A 16805-nucleotide genomic window follows, 5' to 3' on the forward strand; every position below is an offset into this window, starting at 1 on the left:
GCGCCCATGCCCAGTTCCAGCAGCGCCAGTCCGCCACGCTGCCAGCCCCACCAGGCGAGTCCCAGCAGCGCCCCGGCGGCGAGCAGCCAGGCCAGCTTCACGCCGCGCCTCCGGCCACCTGCAGGCGCGCCACCGGACGCTCGCGCACCGGCCAGTTGAGCAGCGCCGCGAGCAGGCTTAGCAGGATCGACAACTGCCAGACCAGGTCGTAGCTGCCGGTGCGGTCGTAGACCACCCCGCCCAGCCAGCCGCCGAGGAAGGCGCCCAACTGGTGGAAGAGGAACACGATGCCGCCGAGCATCGACAGGTTGCGCACGCCGAACAGGGTCGCCACGGTGCCGTTGGTCAGGGGCACCGTGGACAGCCACAGCAGCCCCATGGCCACGCCGAAGGCGTAGGCGCTGTAGACGCTCAGCGGCAGCCAGAGGAACAGCACGATCACTACCCCGCGCACCAGGTACAGCGCGGTCAGCAGGCGCGGCTTCGACCAGCGCCCGCCGAGCCAGCCGGCGATGTAGGTGCCGAACACGTTGAACAGCCCGACCAGCGCCAGCACCGTGGTGCCGACCTGCGCCGGCAGGTGCTGGTCGACCAGGTAGGCCGGCAGGTGTACGCCGATGAACACCACCTGGAAGCCGCAGACGAAGAAGCCCAGCGCCAGCAGCCAGAACCCGGAATGCGCGCAGGCCTCGCGCAGCGCTTCGCCGAGGCTCTGTTCATGGCCCTGCGGCGGCAACGGGCGATCCTTCATCAGCCCGGCCAGCGGCACGATCAGCGCCACCAGCAGGCCCAGGGCGAGCAGGGCCGAGGACCAGCCCAGCCAGCCGATCAGGGCGAGGGTACCGGGCAGCATGGCGAACTGGCCGAAGGAGCCGGCCGCGCTGGAGATACCCATCGCCATGCTGCGCTGCTCCGCCGGCACTGCGCGGCCGACGGCGCCGAGGATCACCGAGAACGAGGTGCCGGAAAGGCCCAGGCCGATCAGCAGGCCGGCGCTCAGCGACAGCCCACTGGCCGACTGCGAGAGTCCCATCAGGACCAGACCGAGGGCGTACAGCAGGCCCCCCACCAGCACCGCCCGCGCCGCGCCGTAGCGGTCGGCGAGCGCCCCGGTGAACGGCTGGGCCAGGCCCCAGACCAGGTTCTGCAAGGCGATGGCGAAGGCGAAGACTTCGCGGCCCCAGCCGAAGTCGGCGCTCATCGGCGCGAGGAACAGGCCGAAGCCATGTCGCACGCCGAGGGACAGGGCGAGGATCAGGGCTCCGGACAGCAGGATCCAGAAGGCGGCACGCGGCATGGGTCGCTCCATCTACGGGTATATACCCGCTTTATCGTGAACGAAGCGCCTCGGCGAGAGGCTTCGTCGGTTGTCAGTCCAGTCGCTCCAGTTCCGCCAGCAACGCCGCCAAGGCGCCGCTGCGCTCCTCGCCAAGGCGCCCGGCGAGACGCCGCTGAGCATCTTCCCAGGCCGGCGTTCCGCGCTCCAGGGCATCCAGCCCGGCAGGAGTCAGCTCGACCAGGCGGTTGCGCTGGTCCTCGCCACCGGTCAGGCGCAGCAGGCCGTCGCCTTCCAGCACCCGCAGGTTGCGACCGAGGGTGCTGCGGTCGAGTCCCATGGCTTCGGCGAGTTCGGAAATGCTCGGCCGGTCCAGGCGCCGCAGGTGCCGCAGCAGGGAAAACTGCGCCACCTTGAGGCCGGTATCGGCCAGCGCCTCGTCGTAGAAGCGGGAAACGCTGCGGGCGGCGCGACGCAGTTTGGTACAGAGGCATTGGGTCGGTAGCATGGATGCGTGTATATACCCGTACCTCTCGTCGGTCAAGCGGATTGTCCGAACTGCCAACGCCGCCTGTTGCCCCTGCCAAGGCCGGACGCCGGGCGCTGGCCTATAACTCGCGCTGTCAGCGGCGACCGGGAGCACCCGGCGCCCTCCATCCATCGCCGAGGTAGCCATGCCCGTTTACAAAGCCCCGCTGCGCGACACGCGCTTCCTGCTCAACGAAGTCTTCGATTTCCCCGAGCATTACCGCAACCTGGTCAACGGAGCCGAAGCCACGCCAGACATGGTCGATGCGATCCTCGGCGAATGCGCGAAGCTCTGCGAGGAAGTGATCGCCCCGCTCTACCACAGCGGCGACGAGGAAGGCTGCCACCTGGAGAACGGCGAAGTACGGACGCCGAAGGGCTACAAGGAAGCCTACGAGGCCTATGTCGCCGGCGGCTGGCAGGGCCTCTCGCACCCGGTGGAGTACGGTGGCCAGGGCCTGCCGATGAGCCTCGGCGCGCTCAAACAGGAGATGATGGGCACCGCCAACTGGCCGTTCTCCATGTATCCCGGCCTCTCCCTCGGCGCGATGAACACCCTGATGCAGCACGGCACCGAGGAACAGAAGCAGACCTACCTGGTTCCGCTCACCGAGGGCCGCTGGGGCGGCACCATGTGCCTCACCGAGCCGCAGTGCGGCACCGATCTCGGCCAGGTGAAGACCCGCGCCGAGGCCAACCCCGACGGTAGCTACGCCATCAGCGGGACGAAGATCTTCATCTCTTCCGGCGAACACGACCTGACCGAGAACATCGTCCACATCGTCCTCGCCCGCCTGCCGGACGCACCGAAGGGCACCCGCGGCATTTCCCTGTTCATCGTGCCCAAGTTCCTTCCCGGCGAAGGCGGCGCGCTCGGCCCGCGCAACGGCGTGAGTTGCGGCGCGCTGGAGAAGAAGATGGGGATCAAGGCCTCGGCCACCTGCGTGATGAACTTCGACGGCGCCACCGGCTTCCTCATCGGACCGCCGAACAAGGGCCTGGAATGCATGTTCACCTTCATGAACAGCGCCCGCATCGGCACCGCCATCCAGGGGGTGGCCACCGCCGAGCTGGCCTACCAGGGCGCCCTCGCCTACGCCCGCGAACGCCGCTCCATGCGCGCGCTCTCCGGGACCAAGGAACCCGACCAGGTCGCCGACAGCCTGATGCACCACGGTGACGTGCGGCGCATGCTGCTGACCCAGAAAGCCATCGCCGAAGGCGGCCGGGCGCTGGTCTACCTGGCCACCCAGTACGCCGACCGGATGATCCAGGGCATCCTCAGCAACGACGACGCCGAATACGAACGCTGGGACGACAAGCTCGGCTTCCTCACGCCGATCCTCAAGGGCTGCCTGACCGAACTCGGCCTGGAAAGCGCCAACCTCGGCATGCAGGTGTTCGGCGGCCACGGCTATATCCGCGAACACGGCATGGAGCAGATCGTCCGCGACGCGCGGATCGCCACCCTCTACGAAGGCACCACCGGCATCCAGGCCCTCGACCTGCTCGGCCGCAAGGTCCTGCTGATGACCCAGGGCAAGGCCGTGCGCGACTTCACCAGGGGCGTGGCCCGGTTCGCCGTCGACCTGCTGAAGAACGAGCCGCGCATGCGCGGCCGCGCCCTGGTGCTGCTCAAGCTCTGCGCCCAATGGAACCTGCTGACCCTGCGCATTGCCCTCACCGCGCGCAAGCAACGCGATCTGGTGAGCACCGCCAGCCACGACTACCTGATGTTCTCCGGCTACGCCACGCTGGCCTATTCCTGGGCCCTCCAGGAAGCCGCTGCGCGCCGGCGACTGCGCCAGGGCGGCAGCGAGTCGGCGGACTTCTACAAGGCCAAGATCGCCACCAGCGAGTTCTACTTCGCCCGCCTGCTTCCGCGCGCCAAGGGCCACGCGGCGGCAATGGCGAAGCCGACGGGTTCGATCATGGACCTGAAGAGCGAGCACTTCGCCTTCGACTGAGGCGACCACCCGCAGCGCGCGCCAGCGGAGCCTCAGTCTCCGCTGGCGCCAGCCGGGGTCAGCAACAACGCACGAACGTCGTCGAGCATCGAGTCCCATTCCTCCTGGCCAATGTCCATCAGGCGGAAGTAGCGCAACATGAAAGCGCCCTCCACCGCCAGGAACGCCAGGCGCGCACGGCGTCCCTCAGGTGCGGACAGGTCCAGGCCTTCCAACCGGCTGCGATACCACTGGTTGCTGCCCTCCAGGTGCTCGGGCGTCTGGATCAGCGCCGCCATCAGCGCCGCCGCCTTGCTGCTGGACAGCTCGTCCGAACGCTGGGTCGCCTCGGCATGTGCGCGAACCCGCGTCAGTGGCGTCGGCTGCTTCCCTGCCACCGCTTCGAACAGGCTGTCGTAGGCCTTGCCCCAGCGCTCGAAGATCGCGTCGATCAGCGCATCCTTGGTACCGAAGCAGTACTGCACGCCGCCCTTGGTAATGCCCATTTCCTTCGCCACCGCATCGATGGTCAGGCCGGCCGCGCCTTCGCGGCCGATCACCGCCTCGGCGGCATCGAGCAACTGGTCACGGTCGATCGTTCGTCGGCGTCCCATGGCTACCTCTTGAGTTTAAATCCATACGTATGTATTTATATTTTCACGCGCCCGCCCGTGGCGCGCAATTCCCGTTATCCACGGCGAGCGATGAACCGTTCGCCACAGAGGTTATCCCATGTTCCGGCAGAACCGCTGGCTGGTCCTGGCCATCGTCTCCAGCGCCCTGTTCCTCATCATCATCGACATGACCGTGCTCTACACGGCCCTGCCGCGCCTGACCCACGACCTCGGCGCGACGGCCGCGGAGAAACTCTGGATCGTCAACGCCTATCCGCTGGTGGTCGCCGGCCTGCTGCCCGGCGCCGGCTTGCTCAGCGACCGCCTTGGCCACAAGCGGCTGTTCCTCACCGGCCTGCCGCTGTTCGGCCTGGCCTCGCTGTGCGCCGCCTTCGCCCCCAGCGCCGCGGCGCTGATCGCCGCCCGCGCCGGGTTGGCGGTGGGCGCGGCACTGATGATGCCGGCGACCCTGTCGATCGTCCGCCATGTCTTCCAGGACGAACGCGAACGCGCCCTGGCCATCGGCATCTGGGCCTCCGTCGCCTCTGCCGGCGCGGCGCTGGGGCCGGTGGTCGGCGGCGTGCTGCTGGAGTTCTTCTGGTGGGGCTCGGTGTTCCTCATCAACGTCCCGGTGGTGGTCGTCGCTTTGTTGCTGGCGCTGCCGGCCATCCCGGCCTGCGGCGGCCAATCGCGGCGCCCATGGGACGCCCTCGGCTCGCTGCAGGTGATGTTCGGCCTGGTCGGGGTGGTGTATGCGATCAAGGAACTCAGCACACGCGCCCCGGACTTCGGGCTGGCCGTCCTCGCCGCGCTCGGCGGCATGCTCTGCCTGTACCTGTTCGTCCGCCGCCAGCGCCGCGCCCGCGAACCGATGATCGATTTCACGTTGTTCCGCAACCGGCGCTTCGCCCGCGGCGTCGCGGTGGCCCTGGTGGCGACCATGGCGCTGGTCGGCATGGAACTGGTGTTCAGCCAGCACCTGCAACTGGTGCAGGGCCTGACGCCGCTGAAGGCCGGCCTGTTCGTCCTGCCGATCCCGCTGGCCTCGCTGGTGGTCGGGCCGCTGGCCGGCTGGCTGGTGCCGCGCTGGGGCGAGAACCGGGTGATGTGCGCCTCCCTGCTGTTCGGCAGCGCCGGATTGCTCGGCCTGGCCCTGTCCTACCAGTCCGCCACCGGAGCGCAACTGGCCAGCCTGGTGCTGCTCGGCGTCGGCTTCGGCGGCGCGATGACCGCCGCCTCCACCGCGGTGATGCTCAACGTGGACGAACAGAGTTCCGGAATGGCGGCCGCCATCGAAGACGTGTCCTACGAATTGGGCGGGGTGATCGGCGTGACCCTGCTCGGCAGCCTGATGAGTTTCGTCTACGGGATGTCGCTGAGGCTGCCCTCGGCCGAGCTGCCGGCGCGGGTCCGCGACAGCCTCGACGACGCCCTGTTGGTCGCCGAGGGCCTGGCGCCGGAGGTCGCGTCGCGGCTCGTCGAGCTTGCCCGGCAGGCTTTCGACCAGGCCTTCGTCGCCGTGCTACTGGCCGCCGCCGCGCTGCTCTTCCTCAGCGCCATGGCGGTCCTGCGCCAGCCGCGTCCGGCTACAGAGCCAGCGCCACCAGCACCGCACACTCGGTAAGTTCGACCAGCGCGCCGGCGGTGTCCCCGGTGGTGCCGCCGAGGCGCGCGAGGAAACGGCTGCGCAGCCAGGCGAAGAGCATCAGCGTCACCAGCAACGCCAGCAGGCCGGCCAGGCCGAACGCCAGGGCCAGGCCGAAACTCACCCCCAGCACCCACGGCAGGCTGCGCGCCGGCAGGTGCTCGGCGATGGCCTGGCCGAGGCCGCCGGGGCGCGCGTATGGCGTGGTCAGGAACAGCAGCGGCAGGCTGCTGCGCGCCAGCCACGGGGCCAGCGGCAACAACCCGGCCTCGCCCTGGCCGAGCAGCGCCGCCAGGGAGGAGAACTTCAACAACAGGACCAGTACCAGGACCACCACCGCCACCGGGCCGCTGCGCGGGTCCTTCATGATCGCCAGGGTCCGCTCGCGGTCGCCCAGCCCGCCGACCCAGGCGTCCGCCATGTCGGCCAGGCCGTCCAGGTGCAGCGCGCCGCTCAGCGCCACCCACAGGCTCAGCAGCAAGGCTGCCTGCAACAGCGGCGGCGTACCATCGAGCGACAGAGCCGCGGCGTACAGCACGACGCCGATCAGCACCCCGACCAGTGGATAGCAGAGCACCGCGCGGCCGAACTGTTCCGGCGTCGGCATCGCCGACAGGCGCACCGGCAGGCGGGTGAGGAACTGCAAGGCGACCAGCAGTGAGCGCAAGGCTTCGCGCATGGCTATTCCCCTTCCCGGCATTCGTGCCAGCGATCGTCGCCCTCTCCGGCGCGCAGGCCGAACAGTGCGCCATGACCGACGTCCACCTGCAGCAAGCGCTCGCGCGGCAAGCCACGGGCGCAAGCGAGCAACAGGCGTATGACGCCGCCATGGGTCACCAGCAGCACACGACGGCCGGCGTGACGCTGGCGCAGGCGTCGCTGGGCGGCCAGCACCCGCGCCTCGAACTCGGACAGCGGCTCGCCGCCCGGCGGGGTAAAGGCGTAGGGATCGGCCCAGAAGCGGCCGAGCGCCTCGCTGTGGCCGTCCATCAGGGCGGCCGCCGAGCGCCCCTCCCAAGCGCCGAAATGCAGTTCGCGCAGATCGTTTTCCAGTTCCAGCTCGATCCCCTGGCGCTGCGCCAGTTCCTCGGCGAAGGCGCGGCAACGTTGCAATGGCGAGCTGACCAGCAGGTCCCAGCGTCCGCCTTCCACCGCCGTGCGCATCTGCGCCCAGCCACGCGCGGTCAAGGCGTCGTCGAGGCTGCCGCGGAAACCGCCGCCGGACTCGGTTTCGCCATGCCGCAGGAGGTCCAGGCGCAGGCTCATGCCGGGCGGTCCGAGACCGCCGCTTCGGCGAAGGTCGCCATCCCCGCGTGCAGCGCGCAGGCCTGGCGCAGCAGCGGCACCGCCAGCGCCGCGCCGCTGCCCTCGCCCAGGCGCAGGCCGAGGTCGAGCAGCGGTTGCGCCGCCAGGGCTTCGAGCACATGGCGATGGCCCGGCTCGGCACCGCTGTGGGCGAACAGCAGCCAGTCGCGGCAGGCCGGGTTCAGGCGCACCGCGCAGAGCGCCGCGACGCTGCAGATGTAGCCGTCGACCAGGGCGACCATGCCTTTCTGCGCGCAGGCCAGGTAGGCGCCGGCCAGCGCGGCGATCTCCAGGCCACCGAGACGGCGGAGGGTTTCGAAGGGGTCGGCGCGATGGGCGCCGTGCAGGGCCAGGGCACGCTCGATCACCGCGGCCTTGTGCGCCACGCCGCTGGCGTCCAGCCCGGTTCCCGGCCCGACCAGCGCGCTCGCCGGCGCATCCAGCAGCGCGCAGGCCATGGCCGCCGCCGCGGTGGTATTGCCGATGCCCATCTCGCCGCCGATGAACAGCTGGCTGCCGGCCTGCTCGGCGCGGCGCACGCTTTCGCGCCCGGCCTCGAGCGCCAGCAGGCACGGTTCGGCGCCCATCGCCGGGGCCTCGACGAAGTTCGCGGTGCCCGCCGCCAGGCGCAGGTGACGCACGCCGGGCAAGGCTTCCAGGGGGAACGCGGTGCCCAGGTCGACCACCTCCAGGCCGGCGCCGAGTTCGCGCGCCAGCACGCTGATCGCCGCGCCGCCGCGGACGAAGTTGCGCAGCATCTCGCCGGTGACCGCCTGCGGATAGGCCGAGATGCCCTCGGCGACTACCCCGTGGTCGCCGGCGAAGACCGTCACCCAGATCCTCTCCAGGCTCGGTCGTTCGTGCCCCTGCAACGCCGCCAGGTCGATCGCCACTTGCTCCAGGCGGCCCAGCGAGCCGCGCGGCTTGGTCAACCGGTCCTGGCGTTCGGCCGCGCGCCGGCGCATCTGCGGGTCCGCCTCGCGGCAGGTGTCGCGCCACCATTGCAGACTCATAGCGGTTCTCCTTTCAACGGCATGGGCAGGCCGGCGACGGTGAAGGTCACCCGTTCGCAGCGTTCGGCGATGGCCTGGTGCAGCCAGCCGGCCTCGTCGACGTAGCGCCGGCTGAGTTCGCCCAGCGGCACCACGCCGAGCCCGGTTTCGTTGCTGACCAGGATGATCCGTCCCGGCAGCTCGCCGAGACATTCCAGCAGCGCCTCGCGCTCGCCGTCGAGACGCTGGGGATCGTCGCAGAGCAGCAGGTTGGTCAGCCACAGGGTCAGGCAGTCGACCAGCAGGCAGCGTCCGGCCTCGGCCTCGCTGCGCAGCGTCGCCGCCAGCGCCAGAGGCTCCTCCAGGGTTCGCCAGTGGGCCGGGCGGCGCGCGCGATGCTCGGCGATGCGCCGGCCCATTTCGCCGTCGCCGGCCTGGGCGGTGGCGATGTAGCTCACCGCCAGCCCGCTCTCGGCGGCCAGGCGCTCGGCCAGGCGGCTCTTGCCGGAACGGGCGCCGCCAAGGATCAGGTCACGCATGGGGTTCTCCGCAGAGGGCGAGCAATCGCCCGGTATCCAGGTGGCGCTCGACCAGGTCGGCGAGCCGCTCGATGTCGCGTTCGCGCAAGGCCTGGTAGTCCACCGCCTGGACCTCGCGCAGGCCGGCCCAGCGCAGCAGCGCCGAACAGGCCGCGGTGGATTCGAACAGGCCGTGCAGGTAGGTGCCCATGACGTTCCCGTCGACGCTGCGGGCACCATCCGCGCGGCCATCGTCGAGCACCACCGCCGGCCGCGCCAGGGCCTCGCCACGGGTGACCCCGGCATGGATCTCGTAGCCCGACAGCGGCGCATCCTCCAGGCTCAGGCGGCCCTGTACGTTGCGCAATTGCTTGTCCGCCTCAAGGGTCGTTTCCAACGCCAGCAGGCCGAGGCCAGCGCTGCTGCCGGCCGCGCCTTCCAGGCCGAGCGGATCGTGCAGGCGCTCGCCGAGCATCTGCAGGCCGCCGCAGATCCCCAGCAGGCGACCGCCGTAGCGCAGGTGACGGAGGATCGCCTCGTCCCAGCCACGCTCGCGCAGCGCCGCGAGGTCGGCGCGCACGCTCTTCGAGCCGGGCAGGACGATCAGGTCCGCCGACGGCAGCGCCTGGCCGGGGCCGACGAAGCTCAACTCGACCTGGGGGTGCAGGCGCAGCGGATCGAAATCGGTGTGGTTGCTGATCCTCGGCAGCACCGGCACCACCACCTTCAGGCGCGGCCCGACCTTGGCCGCCTGGCGCGTGTCGATGGCGTCCTCCGCCTCCAGGTGCAGGTCGCTGACATAGGGCAGCACGCCGAGCACCGGCTTGCCGGTGCGCGCCTCCAGCCAGTCGAGGCCGGGTTGCAGCAGGGCGATGTCGCCGCGGAAGCGATTGATGACGAAGCCCTTGACCCGCTCCCGCTCCGAGTCGGAGAGCAGTTCCAGGGTGCCGACCAGGTGGGCGAAGACCCCGCCGCGGTCGATATCGGCGACCAGGATCACCGGGCAATCCACCGCTTCGGCGAAGCCCATGTTGGCGATGTCGTTGGCGCGCAGGTTGATCTCCGCCGGCGAGCCGGCGCCCTCCACCATCACCACCCGGTAGGCGGCGGCGAGCCGCCCATGGGAAGCCAGCACCGCTTCCATCGCCACGCGCTTGTAGTCGTGGTAGGCGGCGGCGTCCATGCTGGTCACCGCGCGGCCATGGATGATCACCTGGGCGCCGATGTCGGTGTTCGGCTTGAGCAGCACCGGGTTCATGTCGGTGTGCGGCGCCAGCCGGCAGGCCTGGGCCTGGACCGCCTGGGCGCGGCCGATCTCGCCGCCGTCGGCGGTGACCGCGCTGTTCAGCGCCATGTTCTGCGGCTTGAACGGCACCACCGCGACGCCGCGCCGGGCCAGCCAGCGGCACAGCGCGGTCACCAGGGTGCTCTTGCCGGCGTCCGAGGTGGTGCCCTGGACCATCAGGGTCCGTCCGCGATCACTCATGAGCAGGCTCCTTGAAGCCGAGCAGCGCGGCATCCAGCCGGGCCCAGGCGGCCTCGTCGGCGGGCAGGCCGAGGCGCAGGCTGGCCGGCTGCTCGAACTGGCGGGTGAGGATGCCGCGCCGCGCCAGGTAGTCGTGCAACGCCGCGCAGCGTGGATCGACCAGGCGCTGGAACAGCGCGCTGCCGCCCGCCGGCGGCCAGCCGTGGCGGCGCAGCAGTTCCTCCAGGCGCTGGCTGGCGGCCAGCAGGCGCTCGCGCTGCTGGCGCTGTTGCTGGCGGTCGCGCAAGGCACTCTGGGCCACATGGCGCACCGGGCCATTGACCGTCCACGGACCGAGCTGCTCGGCCAGCGCCTGCAACAGCGGCCGTTCGCCGAGGGCGAAGCCGAGCCGCGCGCCGGCCAGGCCGAAGAACTTGCCGAACGAGCGCAGCACGATCAATCCGGGCCGGTTGCTGCAGGCCGCCAGGCTCGACTGCGGGGTGCAGTCCATGAACGCCTCGTCGACCAGCAGCCAGCCGCCGCGACGTTGCAGGCGGGCATGCCAGGCCAGCAGCTCGGCGGGCTCGAAGACCCGCCCGGTGGGGTTGTTCGGGTTGACCACCAGCAGCACGTCGAGGCTGTCGAGATAGGGCTCGACCTCGGCCTCGCCGATCTCCCGCACCAGGTGCCCGGCCTGGCGCCAGGCGTGGGCGTGCTCGGCGTAGCACGGCGACAGGACGCCGACCCGCCCGCCCCGCCGCAACCTTGGCAGGGCCTGGATCGCCGCCTGGCTGCCGGCCAGCGGCAATACCCGTTCGGCGCCGTAGTAGAGGCAGGCGGCGGCTTCCAGGCCGTCGTCGCTCTCCGGCAGGCGGGTCCAGGCCTGCTCGGGGATCGCCGGCAGCGGAAACGGCCAGGGCGCGATGCCGGTGGACAGGTCCAGCCAGTCCGCCAGCGGAATGTCGTAGCGGCGCGCCGCCTCGCGCAACCGCCCTCCGTGTTCAAGCATGCAGCCACCCCATGGCCCAGAGTCCGGCCAGCACCAGCAGCCAGAGCAGCACGCCCTGGCGCACCAGCGCCAGGGCCCGATAGATGTCGCGGCCCTGCGGCTGCGGGCCGCTGCCGAGGAGCGGCCGCTGGTGCAGCTCGCCGTGGTAGATCGCCGCGCCGCCCAGGGAAACCCCCAGCGCACCGGCGCCGGCGGCCATCACCGGGCCGGCGTTGGGGCTGTCCCATTGCGGCGCCTGCTCGCGCCAGCAGCGCAGGGCCTGGCGGGTGTCGCCGAGCAGCGCGTAGGTCAGCGCCACCAGCCGCGCCGGCAGGTAGTTGAGGATGTCGTCGATCTTCGCCGCGGCCCAGCCGAAGCGCTCGAAGCGCGCGTTGCGGTAGCCCCACATCGCGTCCAGGGTATTGCTCAGGCGATACAGCACCACCCCCGGCGCGCCGGCCACGGCGAACCAGAACAGCGCGGCGTAAACCGCGTCGCTGCCGTTCTCCAGTACCGATTCGGTGGCCGCGCGGGCGACCCCGGCCTGGTCCAGCTCGCGGGTATCGCGGCTGACCAGGTAGCCGACACGTCGCCGCGCCTCGTCCAGGTCGCCGGCGCGCAAGGCCAGCGCCACCGGTTCGGCGTGCTCGCCGAGGCTGCGCAGGCCGAGCGCGGCGTACAGCGCCAGGGCCTGGACCAGCCAGCCGAGGTAGGGAAGTTCAGCGAGCGCCCAGGCCAGCAGGGTCAGCGGCAGTACCGCGAGGACCCAGGCGGTCACCCCGTGGCTGCGCCAGCCGACCCCGGGATCGGCCTCGCCGGCCAGGCGCGAGCGGTTGAAACGGCGCTCCAGGCGATCGGCCAGGCGGCCGAAGGCGACCAGCGGGTGCCAGCCCTGCGGCTCGCCGAAGCGCGCATCCAGCGCCACGCCGAGGATACCCAGCAGTGCGCTCATGCTCGCTCGCCCCAACGGTTCTGGTAGACCAGCTCGGCCAGCGGACGCGGTTCGCTCCAACCCTCCAGCGCCAGCATCGGCGCCGGGTAGAACTCCGCCACCGGGCCCAGGCAGAGCACCGCCACCGCCTCGCTGCCGGGCGGCAGGCCGAGCAACTCGCCCAGCGCGGCCGGATCGAACAACGATACCCAGCCCATCCCCAGGCCCTCGGCGCGACTGGCCAGCCAGAGGTTCTGGATCGCGCAGGCGAGCGACGCCAGGTCCATCTGCGGCAGGGTCCGGCGACCGAACACATGGCGTTCGCGGTCGTCCATCAGGGCGGCGACCAGCAGTTCGGCGCAATCCAGCACGCCCTCGACCTTGAGCCGCATGAACTCGTCGGAGCGCTCGCCGAGGGCTTCGGCGGTACGTCCGCGTTCCTCCTCGACCAGCCCGTGGATGGCCCGGCGCAACGCCGGCTCGGTGATACGGATGAAGCGCCAGGGTTGCATCAGGCCGACGCTGGGCGCCTGGTGCGCGGCCTCCAGCAGCCGCGCGAGCAGCTCCGGCGCCACGCTGCCGCCGCTGAAGTGGCGCATGTCGCGGCGCTCGGCGATGGCCCGGTAGACGGCGGCGCGCTCCGTGGCGCTGAAGGCGTGGGAAGAATCGGACATGTCAGTCGGCGTCTCGCGCGGGCGCCAGCAACGCAGCGGCGGCCTGCGGGTTGGAAGGCAGGTAGAAATGGATATAGGAAGCCGTCAGCCGGCCAAGACGGAACACCGCCTCCGCCGTGTTCCGGCCGTTCGGGCAGACGCCACGGGCCAGAGGCTCGACGGCGCAGTCGAGGGTCGAGTGATGGAAGGTATGCCCGCGCAGCCGCCCTTCCGGCAGCTCGACCTCCTGCAAGGCCAGGGCGGTCAGGCGCTTCTGCAGGCGCGCCCGGCCCGGCAGCAGGCCGAGCAGTTCGCCGCGCTCGCCGTCGGCGTCTTCCAGGCAGTCGAGCAGGTAGAGCATGCCGCCGCACTCGGCCAGCAGCGGCTTGCCGGCGGCATGGTGGGCTCGGATCGCCTCGGCCATGGCGCGATTGCCCTGCAGGCGCCCCAGGTGCAGTTCGGGATAGCCGCCCGGCAGGTACAGGCTGTCCACGGCGGGCAACGCCTGGTCCTGCAGCGGCGAGAAGAACGCCAGCTCGGCGCCGAGTTCGCGCAGCAGGTCGAGATTGGCCTGGTAGAGGAAGGCGAACGAGGCGTCGCGGGCCACGCCGATGCGCACGCCTTCCAGGCTGCGTTGCAGCGGCGCCGGAGCGGGCACCTCGAAGGTCACCGGCTCCGGCAGGTCGGTCTCGGCGCTGGCCAGCAAGGCGTCGGCGGCGGCGTCCAGGCGTACATCGAGATCGGCCAGTTCCTCGGCCTGGACCAGGCCCAGGTGGCGGCTCGGCAATTCGAATTCGGCCGAGCGCGGCAGACCGCCGAACCAGCGCATGCCGGGCGGCAGGCAATCGCGCAGGATGTCGCTGTGGCGCTGGCTGCCGACGCGGTTGCCGAGCACTCCGGAAAACGGCAGGTCCGGCTGGAAATGCGCCAGGCCGTAGGCCAGCGCGCCGAAGGTCTGGGCCATCGCCGCGCCGTTGATCACTCCCAGCACCGGCACGCCGAAACGCCGCGCCAGGTCTGCCGCCGAGGGGTTGCCATCGAACAGGCCCATCACCCCTTCGATGAGGATCAGGTCGGCCTCGCCGGCGGCCCGCGCCAGCAGGCGTCGCGCTTCGGCCTCGCCGACCATCCACAGGTCGAGCTGGTAGACCGGCGCGCCGGAGGCGCGAGCGAGAATCATCGGGTCGAGGAAGTCCGGTCCGCACTTGAACACCCGCACCCGTCGCCCCTGGCGCGCATGCAGGCGGGCCAGAGCGGCGGTGACGGTGGTCTTGCCCTGGCCGGAGGCCGGGGCGGCGATCAGCAGGGCCGGACAGCGTGCCTGGGTCATGGGCGAAGCGTCTCCGCGCATGGCGCCGGCATCAGAACTCCACTCCTTTCTGCGCCTTGATCCCGGCCTTGAACGCGTGCTTGACCAGGCTCATCTCGGTCACCGTGTCGGCGGCCTCGATCATCCCCGGCTGCGCGCCGCGGCCGGTCACCACCACATGCTGCATGGCCGGGCGCGCCTGGATGTCGGCGAGGACCCTGTCCAGTTCCAGGTAGCCGTGCTTGAGGGCGATGTTCAGTTCGTCCAGCACCACCAGGCCAACGTCCGGGTCGGCCAGCAATTGCGCGGCGACCTTCCAGGCCGCCTCGGCCTTGGCGATGTCGCGCTGGCGGTCCTGGGTCTCCCAGGTGAAGCCCTCGCCCATCACGTGATAGCTAACTTCCTCGGGGAAGCGCCGGAAGAAGGCTTCCTCGCCGGTGCTGGCGGCGCCCTTGATGAACTGCACGACACCGACCTTCATGCCATGGCCCAGGGCCCGCGCGACCATGCCGAAGGCCGAGCTGCTCTTGCCCTTGCCGTTGCCGCTATGCACCAGGAGCACGCCGCGTTCGTCGCGGGCCTGGGCGATCTTCTCGTCGACCACGGCCTTCTTGCGCTCCATCCGCTCGCGGTGGCGCTGGTCCTTCTCGGGGGATTCGTTCATCGTCGATCACTCCTTGCGGCGACGCGGCCGCGCCGTCGCCTCGTTCATTCGAAATACCCGGCCTCACAGGGCCTGGTAGCGCACGCTGAGGTAGACCGCCTGGCCAGGCTGGTTGTAGCCATACGCGGTTTCGTAGTCGGCACCGAACAGGTTGGCGATCCGGCCCTGCAGGCGCCATTCGTCGTTCAGCCGGTACTCGCTGCGCAGGTCGAGGGTGGCGTAGCCGCCCAGGCGCACCTCGTTGGCCGGGTCATCATAGCGTCGGCCTTCGGCGTGCACGCTGGCGCCCAGCGAAAGACGCTCGAAGCGCCGGTCCAGTTCCAGGTTGAACATCCGCTGCGCCCGGCGCGGCAGTTCGTTGCCGTCGTTGACGCCGCCGGAACGGTTTTGCGGGTCGAGGAAGGTCGCGTTGGCGTTCCAGTCCCAGCCCAGCCACTGGCTGCCGAGGACCAGTTCGACGCCACGGATGCGCGCTTCGTCGATGTTGAACGGCACATAAAGCCCCTGACGGGTTGTATAGGTGATCAGCGAGTCGATGTCCGTACGATAGGCATTCACCGCCCAGTGCCCCCAGTCGTGCGTACCGCTGAGACCGACCTCCAGGCTGCGCGAAGTCTCGGCGTCCAGGTCGGGATTGCCGTAGTCGGGGAGGTAGAGTTCGTTGAAGGTCGGCGCCTTGAACGCCGTCCCGTAGCTGACGGTGAAGCGCAGCGCGTCGCTCAGCGCGTAGCCCCAGGCGGCGCTGCCGGTGTCGTGCACGCCGAACTGCTGGTTGTCGTCGCGGCGCAGGCTCAGTTGCCAATCCTGGCGACCGTACCGGCCGAGGTACTGGGCGAACCAGCCTTTGTTCAGCCGCGAGTCGACGCTGAAGGCTTCGCTGCTGCTGATCTCGTCCTTCTGCCAGTCGTAGCCGAGGGTCAGCACATGGCCTTCGGCCAGGGTCAGGTCGTTCTGCCAGGACAGGCTGTCGCGACGGGTATCGAAGCGCGAGTAGAAACGGCCATCCTGATAGGCATCGGCCTTGTCCTCGCTGCGCCCTGCCTGGAGGGTCACCAGCCAGGGATCGAGCGGAGTGAAGCGGGCACGGCCGCCGACCAGGTTCTGCTCGCCGTCGGCGTTGGTATTGAAACCAGAGTTGCCGAGGACCTGGTCATAGTCGTTGTGCGACTTGGCCCTGACCAGGGTGCCGTCGAGTTCCAGGCCATTGTCGAAGCGATAGCCGCCGCGCAGGTTGCCGGACAGGTTGCGGTAGCCGTCTCGGTCTGGCTCATAGCCCGCAGTACCGGCGCGCTTGGTATTGATCCCCGCCGTATCGAAGCTGCTCACCCCGAGGCTGTACCAGCCGTTGCCGGCGCCGCCGCTGACCCCGGCGCTGCCCTCCAGGGTCTGATGGGTGCCGTAACCGGCGGAGAAGAACGGCTTGGCGCCCTGGCCGTCGCCGCGCCGGGTGAAGATCTGGATCACCCCGCCGATGGCCTCCGAGCCGTACAGGCTGGAACGCGGCCCGCGGACCACCTCGATGCGCTCGATCAGCTCCACCGGCAAGTCCTGGAACGCGGTGAGGCCAGCGCTGGCCGAGCCGACCTTGATGCCGTCGATCAGCACCAGCACATGGTCGGACTCGGTGCCGCGCAGGAACAGCGTGGTGTTCTTGCCGAAACCGCCGTTGTTCGCCAGCGACACGCCGGGTACCTGGCGCAACAGCTCCGGCACGCTGCGCGCCTGGCTGCGCTCGATATCCTCGCGGTCGATGACGCTCACCGCCGCCAGGCTCTGGGAAGCGGTCTGGGCGGTACGGGTGGCGGTCACCACCTGGTCGGCAAGGCTGACCGGTTCGGCCAGGCTCAGGGAAGACGCGCCGCACAGCGCCACGGCTGCCGGGGTCAGGAAAACTCTGTTCATGCTCTGCGCTGCTCCGTCGCTCTCACCCGCGCGACCTGGGTCGAGGCAGACGGAGGACGAAGCGACGGC

At 70.4% G+C, this 16805-nt stretch carries 16 protein-coding genes; 2 read left to right on the forward strand and 14 right to left on the reverse strand.

What is annotated here, in order from left to right; genetic code table 11:
* Positions 1-97: 97 nt before the first annotated feature.
* Entirely contained in the window at positions 98-1297 is a 1200-nt protein-coding gene (locus ACM0M4_RS20060; RefSeq protein WP_003116033.1) for an MFS transporter, read from the reverse strand.
* 73 nt (positions 1298-1370) lie between these two features.
* On the reverse strand, positions 1371-1820 hold the full coding sequence (locus ACM0M4_RS20065; protein WP_010895547.1) for a MarR family winged helix-turn-helix transcriptional regulator: 450 nt from the start codon (positions 1818-1820) through the stop codon (positions 1371-1373).
* A 130-nt stretch (positions 1821-1950) separates the two neighbouring features.
* Here ACM0M4_RS20065 and ACM0M4_RS20070 point away from each other — a divergent pair, with 130 nt between their 5' ends.
* The gene (locus ACM0M4_RS20070) at positions 1951-3771 is read left to right on the forward strand and encodes an acyl-CoA dehydrogenase C-terminal domain-containing protein (RefSeq protein WP_003109278.1); all 1821 of its coding nucleotides are present in this window, start codon (positions 1951-1953) and stop codon (positions 3769-3771) included.
* A gap of 32 nt (positions 3772-3803) precedes the next feature.
* On the opposite strand, the gene ACM0M4_RS20075 is transcribed toward ACM0M4_RS20070, so the two are convergent.
* Complete coding sequence (locus tag ACM0M4_RS20075) at positions 3804-4364, reverse strand: TetR/AcrR family transcriptional regulator (protein ID WP_003124996.1); 561 nt, start codon at positions 4362-4364, stop codon at positions 3804-3806.
* Between the two features lie 118 nt (positions 4365-4482).
* On the opposite strand from ACM0M4_RS20075, the gene ACM0M4_RS20080 reads away from it, so the two are divergent.
* On the forward strand, positions 4483-5988 hold the full coding sequence (locus tag ACM0M4_RS20080; RefSeq protein WP_034012712.1) for an MFS transporter: 1506 nt from the start codon (positions 4483-4485) through the stop codon (positions 5986-5988).
* On the opposite strand, the gene ACM0M4_RS20085 is transcribed toward ACM0M4_RS20080, so the two are convergent.
* From ACM0M4_RS20085 to btuB, 11 genes are all read right to left on the reverse strand, one after another.
* The gene (locus ACM0M4_RS20085; protein WP_010793952.1) at positions 5951-6688 is read right to left on the reverse strand and encodes an adenosylcobinamide-GDP ribazoletransferase; all 738 of its coding nucleotides are present in this window, start codon (positions 6686-6688) and stop codon (positions 5951-5953) included. The two genes, ACM0M4_RS20080 and ACM0M4_RS20085, sit on opposite strands and share 38 nt — an antisense overlap.
* A 2-nt stretch (positions 6689-6690) precedes the next feature.
* Positions 6691-7275 carry an alpha-ribazole phosphatase family protein gene (cobC, locus tag ACM0M4_RS20090; protein WP_003120508.1) on the reverse strand — a complete coding sequence of 195 codons (585 nt, stop codon included), beginning with the start codon at positions 7273-7275 and terminating at the stop codon, positions 6691-6693.
* Positions 7272-8327 (reverse strand): nicotinate-nucleotide--dimethylbenzimidazole phosphoribosyltransferase, encoded by a 1056-nt coding sequence (gene cobT / locus ACM0M4_RS20095; protein WP_033975827.1) that lies wholly within the window; start codon positions 8325-8327, stop codon positions 7272-7274. The genes cobC and cobT overlap by 4 nt, the downstream gene beginning before the upstream one ends.
* On the reverse strand, positions 8324-8845 hold the full coding sequence (gene cobU / locus ACM0M4_RS20100) for a bifunctional adenosylcobinamide kinase/adenosylcobinamide-phosphate guanylyltransferase (protein WP_003082599.1): 522 nt from the start codon (positions 8843-8845) through the stop codon (positions 8324-8326). Before cobU ends, cobT begins: the two co-directional genes overlap by 4 nt.
* Positions 8838-10310, reverse strand: coding sequence for a cobyric acid synthase (locus ACM0M4_RS20105; RefSeq protein WP_003112353.1), 1473 nt, complete (start codon positions 10308-10310; stop codon positions 8838-8840). Before ACM0M4_RS20105 ends, cobU begins: the two co-directional genes overlap by 8 nt.
* Positions 10303-11298, reverse strand: coding sequence for a threonine-phosphate decarboxylase CobD (gene cobD / locus ACM0M4_RS20110; protein WP_003133501.1), 996 nt, complete (start codon positions 11296-11298; stop codon positions 10303-10305). The genes ACM0M4_RS20105 and cobD overlap by 8 nt, the downstream gene beginning before the upstream one ends.
* Positions 11291-12229, reverse strand: a complete 939-nt coding sequence (cbiB, locus tag ACM0M4_RS20115) for an adenosylcobinamide-phosphate synthase CbiB (protein WP_014603142.1) — start codon at positions 12227-12229, stop codon at positions 11291-11293. The genes cobD and cbiB overlap by 8 nt, the downstream gene beginning before the upstream one ends.
* Positions 12226-12882 (reverse strand): 5,6-dimethylbenzimidazole synthase, encoded by a 657-nt coding sequence (bluB, locus tag ACM0M4_RS20120; protein ID WP_003082592.1) that lies wholly within the window; start codon positions 12880-12882, stop codon positions 12226-12228. The genes cbiB and bluB overlap by 4 nt, the downstream gene beginning before the upstream one ends.
* Position 12883: 1 nt before the next feature.
* The gene (locus ACM0M4_RS20125; RefSeq protein ID WP_003107030.1) at positions 12884-14191 is read right to left on the reverse strand and encodes a cobyrinate a,c-diamide synthase; all 1308 of its coding nucleotides are present in this window, start codon (positions 14189-14191) and stop codon (positions 12884-12886) included.
* 31 nt (positions 14192-14222) lie between these two features.
* Positions 14223-14834 (reverse strand): cob(I)yrinic acid a,c-diamide adenosyltransferase, encoded by a 612-nt coding sequence (cobO, locus tag ACM0M4_RS20130; RefSeq protein WP_003086769.1) that lies wholly within the window; start codon positions 14832-14834, stop codon positions 14223-14225.
* Positions 14835-14897: 63 nt separating this feature from the next.
* Positions 14898-16736, reverse strand: a complete 1839-nt coding sequence (gene btuB, locus ACM0M4_RS20135) for a TonB-dependent vitamin B12 receptor (protein ID WP_003107028.1) — start codon at positions 16734-16736, stop codon at positions 14898-14900.
* Positions 16737-16805 lie beyond the last annotated feature (69 nt).

The sequence above is a fragment of the Pseudomonas sp. 18-147 genome, from assembly GCF_051048045.1.
GTDB lineage: Bacteria > Pseudomonadota > Gammaproteobacteria > Pseudomonadales > Pseudomonadaceae > Pseudomonas > Pseudomonas aeruginosa.

Coding starts and splice junctions, on each gene's coding strand:
- ACM0M4_RS20060 (WP_003116033.1), bottom strand. CDS start 1,297: ATGCCGCGTGCCGCCTTCTGGATCCTGCTGTCCGGAGCCCTGATCCTC.
- ACM0M4_RS20070 (WP_003109278.1), top strand. CDS start 1,951: ATGCCCGTTTACAAAGCCCCGCTGCGCGACACGCGCTTCCTGCTCAAC.
- ACM0M4_RS20075 (WP_003124996.1), bottom strand. CDS start 4,364: ATGGGACGCCGACGAACGATCGACCGTGACCAGTTGCTCGATGCCGCC.
- ACM0M4_RS20080 (WP_034012712.1), top strand. CDS start 4,483: ATGTTCCGGCAGAACCGCTGGCTGGTCCTGGCCATCGTCTCCAGCGCC.
- ACM0M4_RS20085 (WP_010793952.1), bottom strand. CDS start 6,688: ATGCGCGAAGCCTTGCGCTCACTGCTGGTCGCCTTGCAGTTCCTCACC.
- cobC (WP_003120508.1), bottom strand. CDS start 7,275: ATGAGCCTGCGCCTGGACCTCCTGCGGCATGGCGAAACCGAGTCCGGC.
- cobT (WP_033975827.1), bottom strand. CDS start 8,327: ATGAGTCTGCAATGGTGGCGCGACACCTGCCGCGAGGCGGACCCGCAG.
- cobU (WP_003082599.1), bottom strand. CDS start 8,845: ATGCGTGACCTGATCCTTGGCGGCGCCCGTTCCGGCAAGAGCCGCCTG.
- ACM0M4_RS20105 (WP_003112353.1), bottom strand. CDS start 10,310: ATGAGTGATCGCGGACGGACCCTGATGGTCCAGGGCACCACCTCGGAC.
- cobD (WP_003133501.1), bottom strand. CDS start 11,298: ATGCTTGAACACGGAGGGCGGTTGCGCGAGGCGGCGCGCCGCTACGAC.
- cbiB (WP_014603142.1), bottom strand. CDS start 12,229: ATGAGCGCACTGCTGGGTATCCTCGGCGTGGCGCTGGATGCGCGCTTC.
- bluB (WP_003082592.1), bottom strand. CDS start 12,882: ATGTCCGATTCTTCCCACGCCTTCAGCGCCACGGAGCGCGCCGCCGTC.
- ACM0M4_RS20125 (WP_003107030.1), bottom strand. CDS start 14,191: ATGACCCAGGCACGCTGTCCGGCCCTGCTGATCGCCGCCCCGGCCTCC.
- cobO (WP_003086769.1), bottom strand. CDS start 14,834: ATGAACGAATCCCCCGAGAAGGACCAGCGCCACCGCGAGCGGATGGAG.
- btuB (WP_003107028.1), bottom strand. CDS start 16,736: ATGAACAGAGTTTTCCTGACCCCGGCAGCCGTGGCGCTGTGCGGCGCG.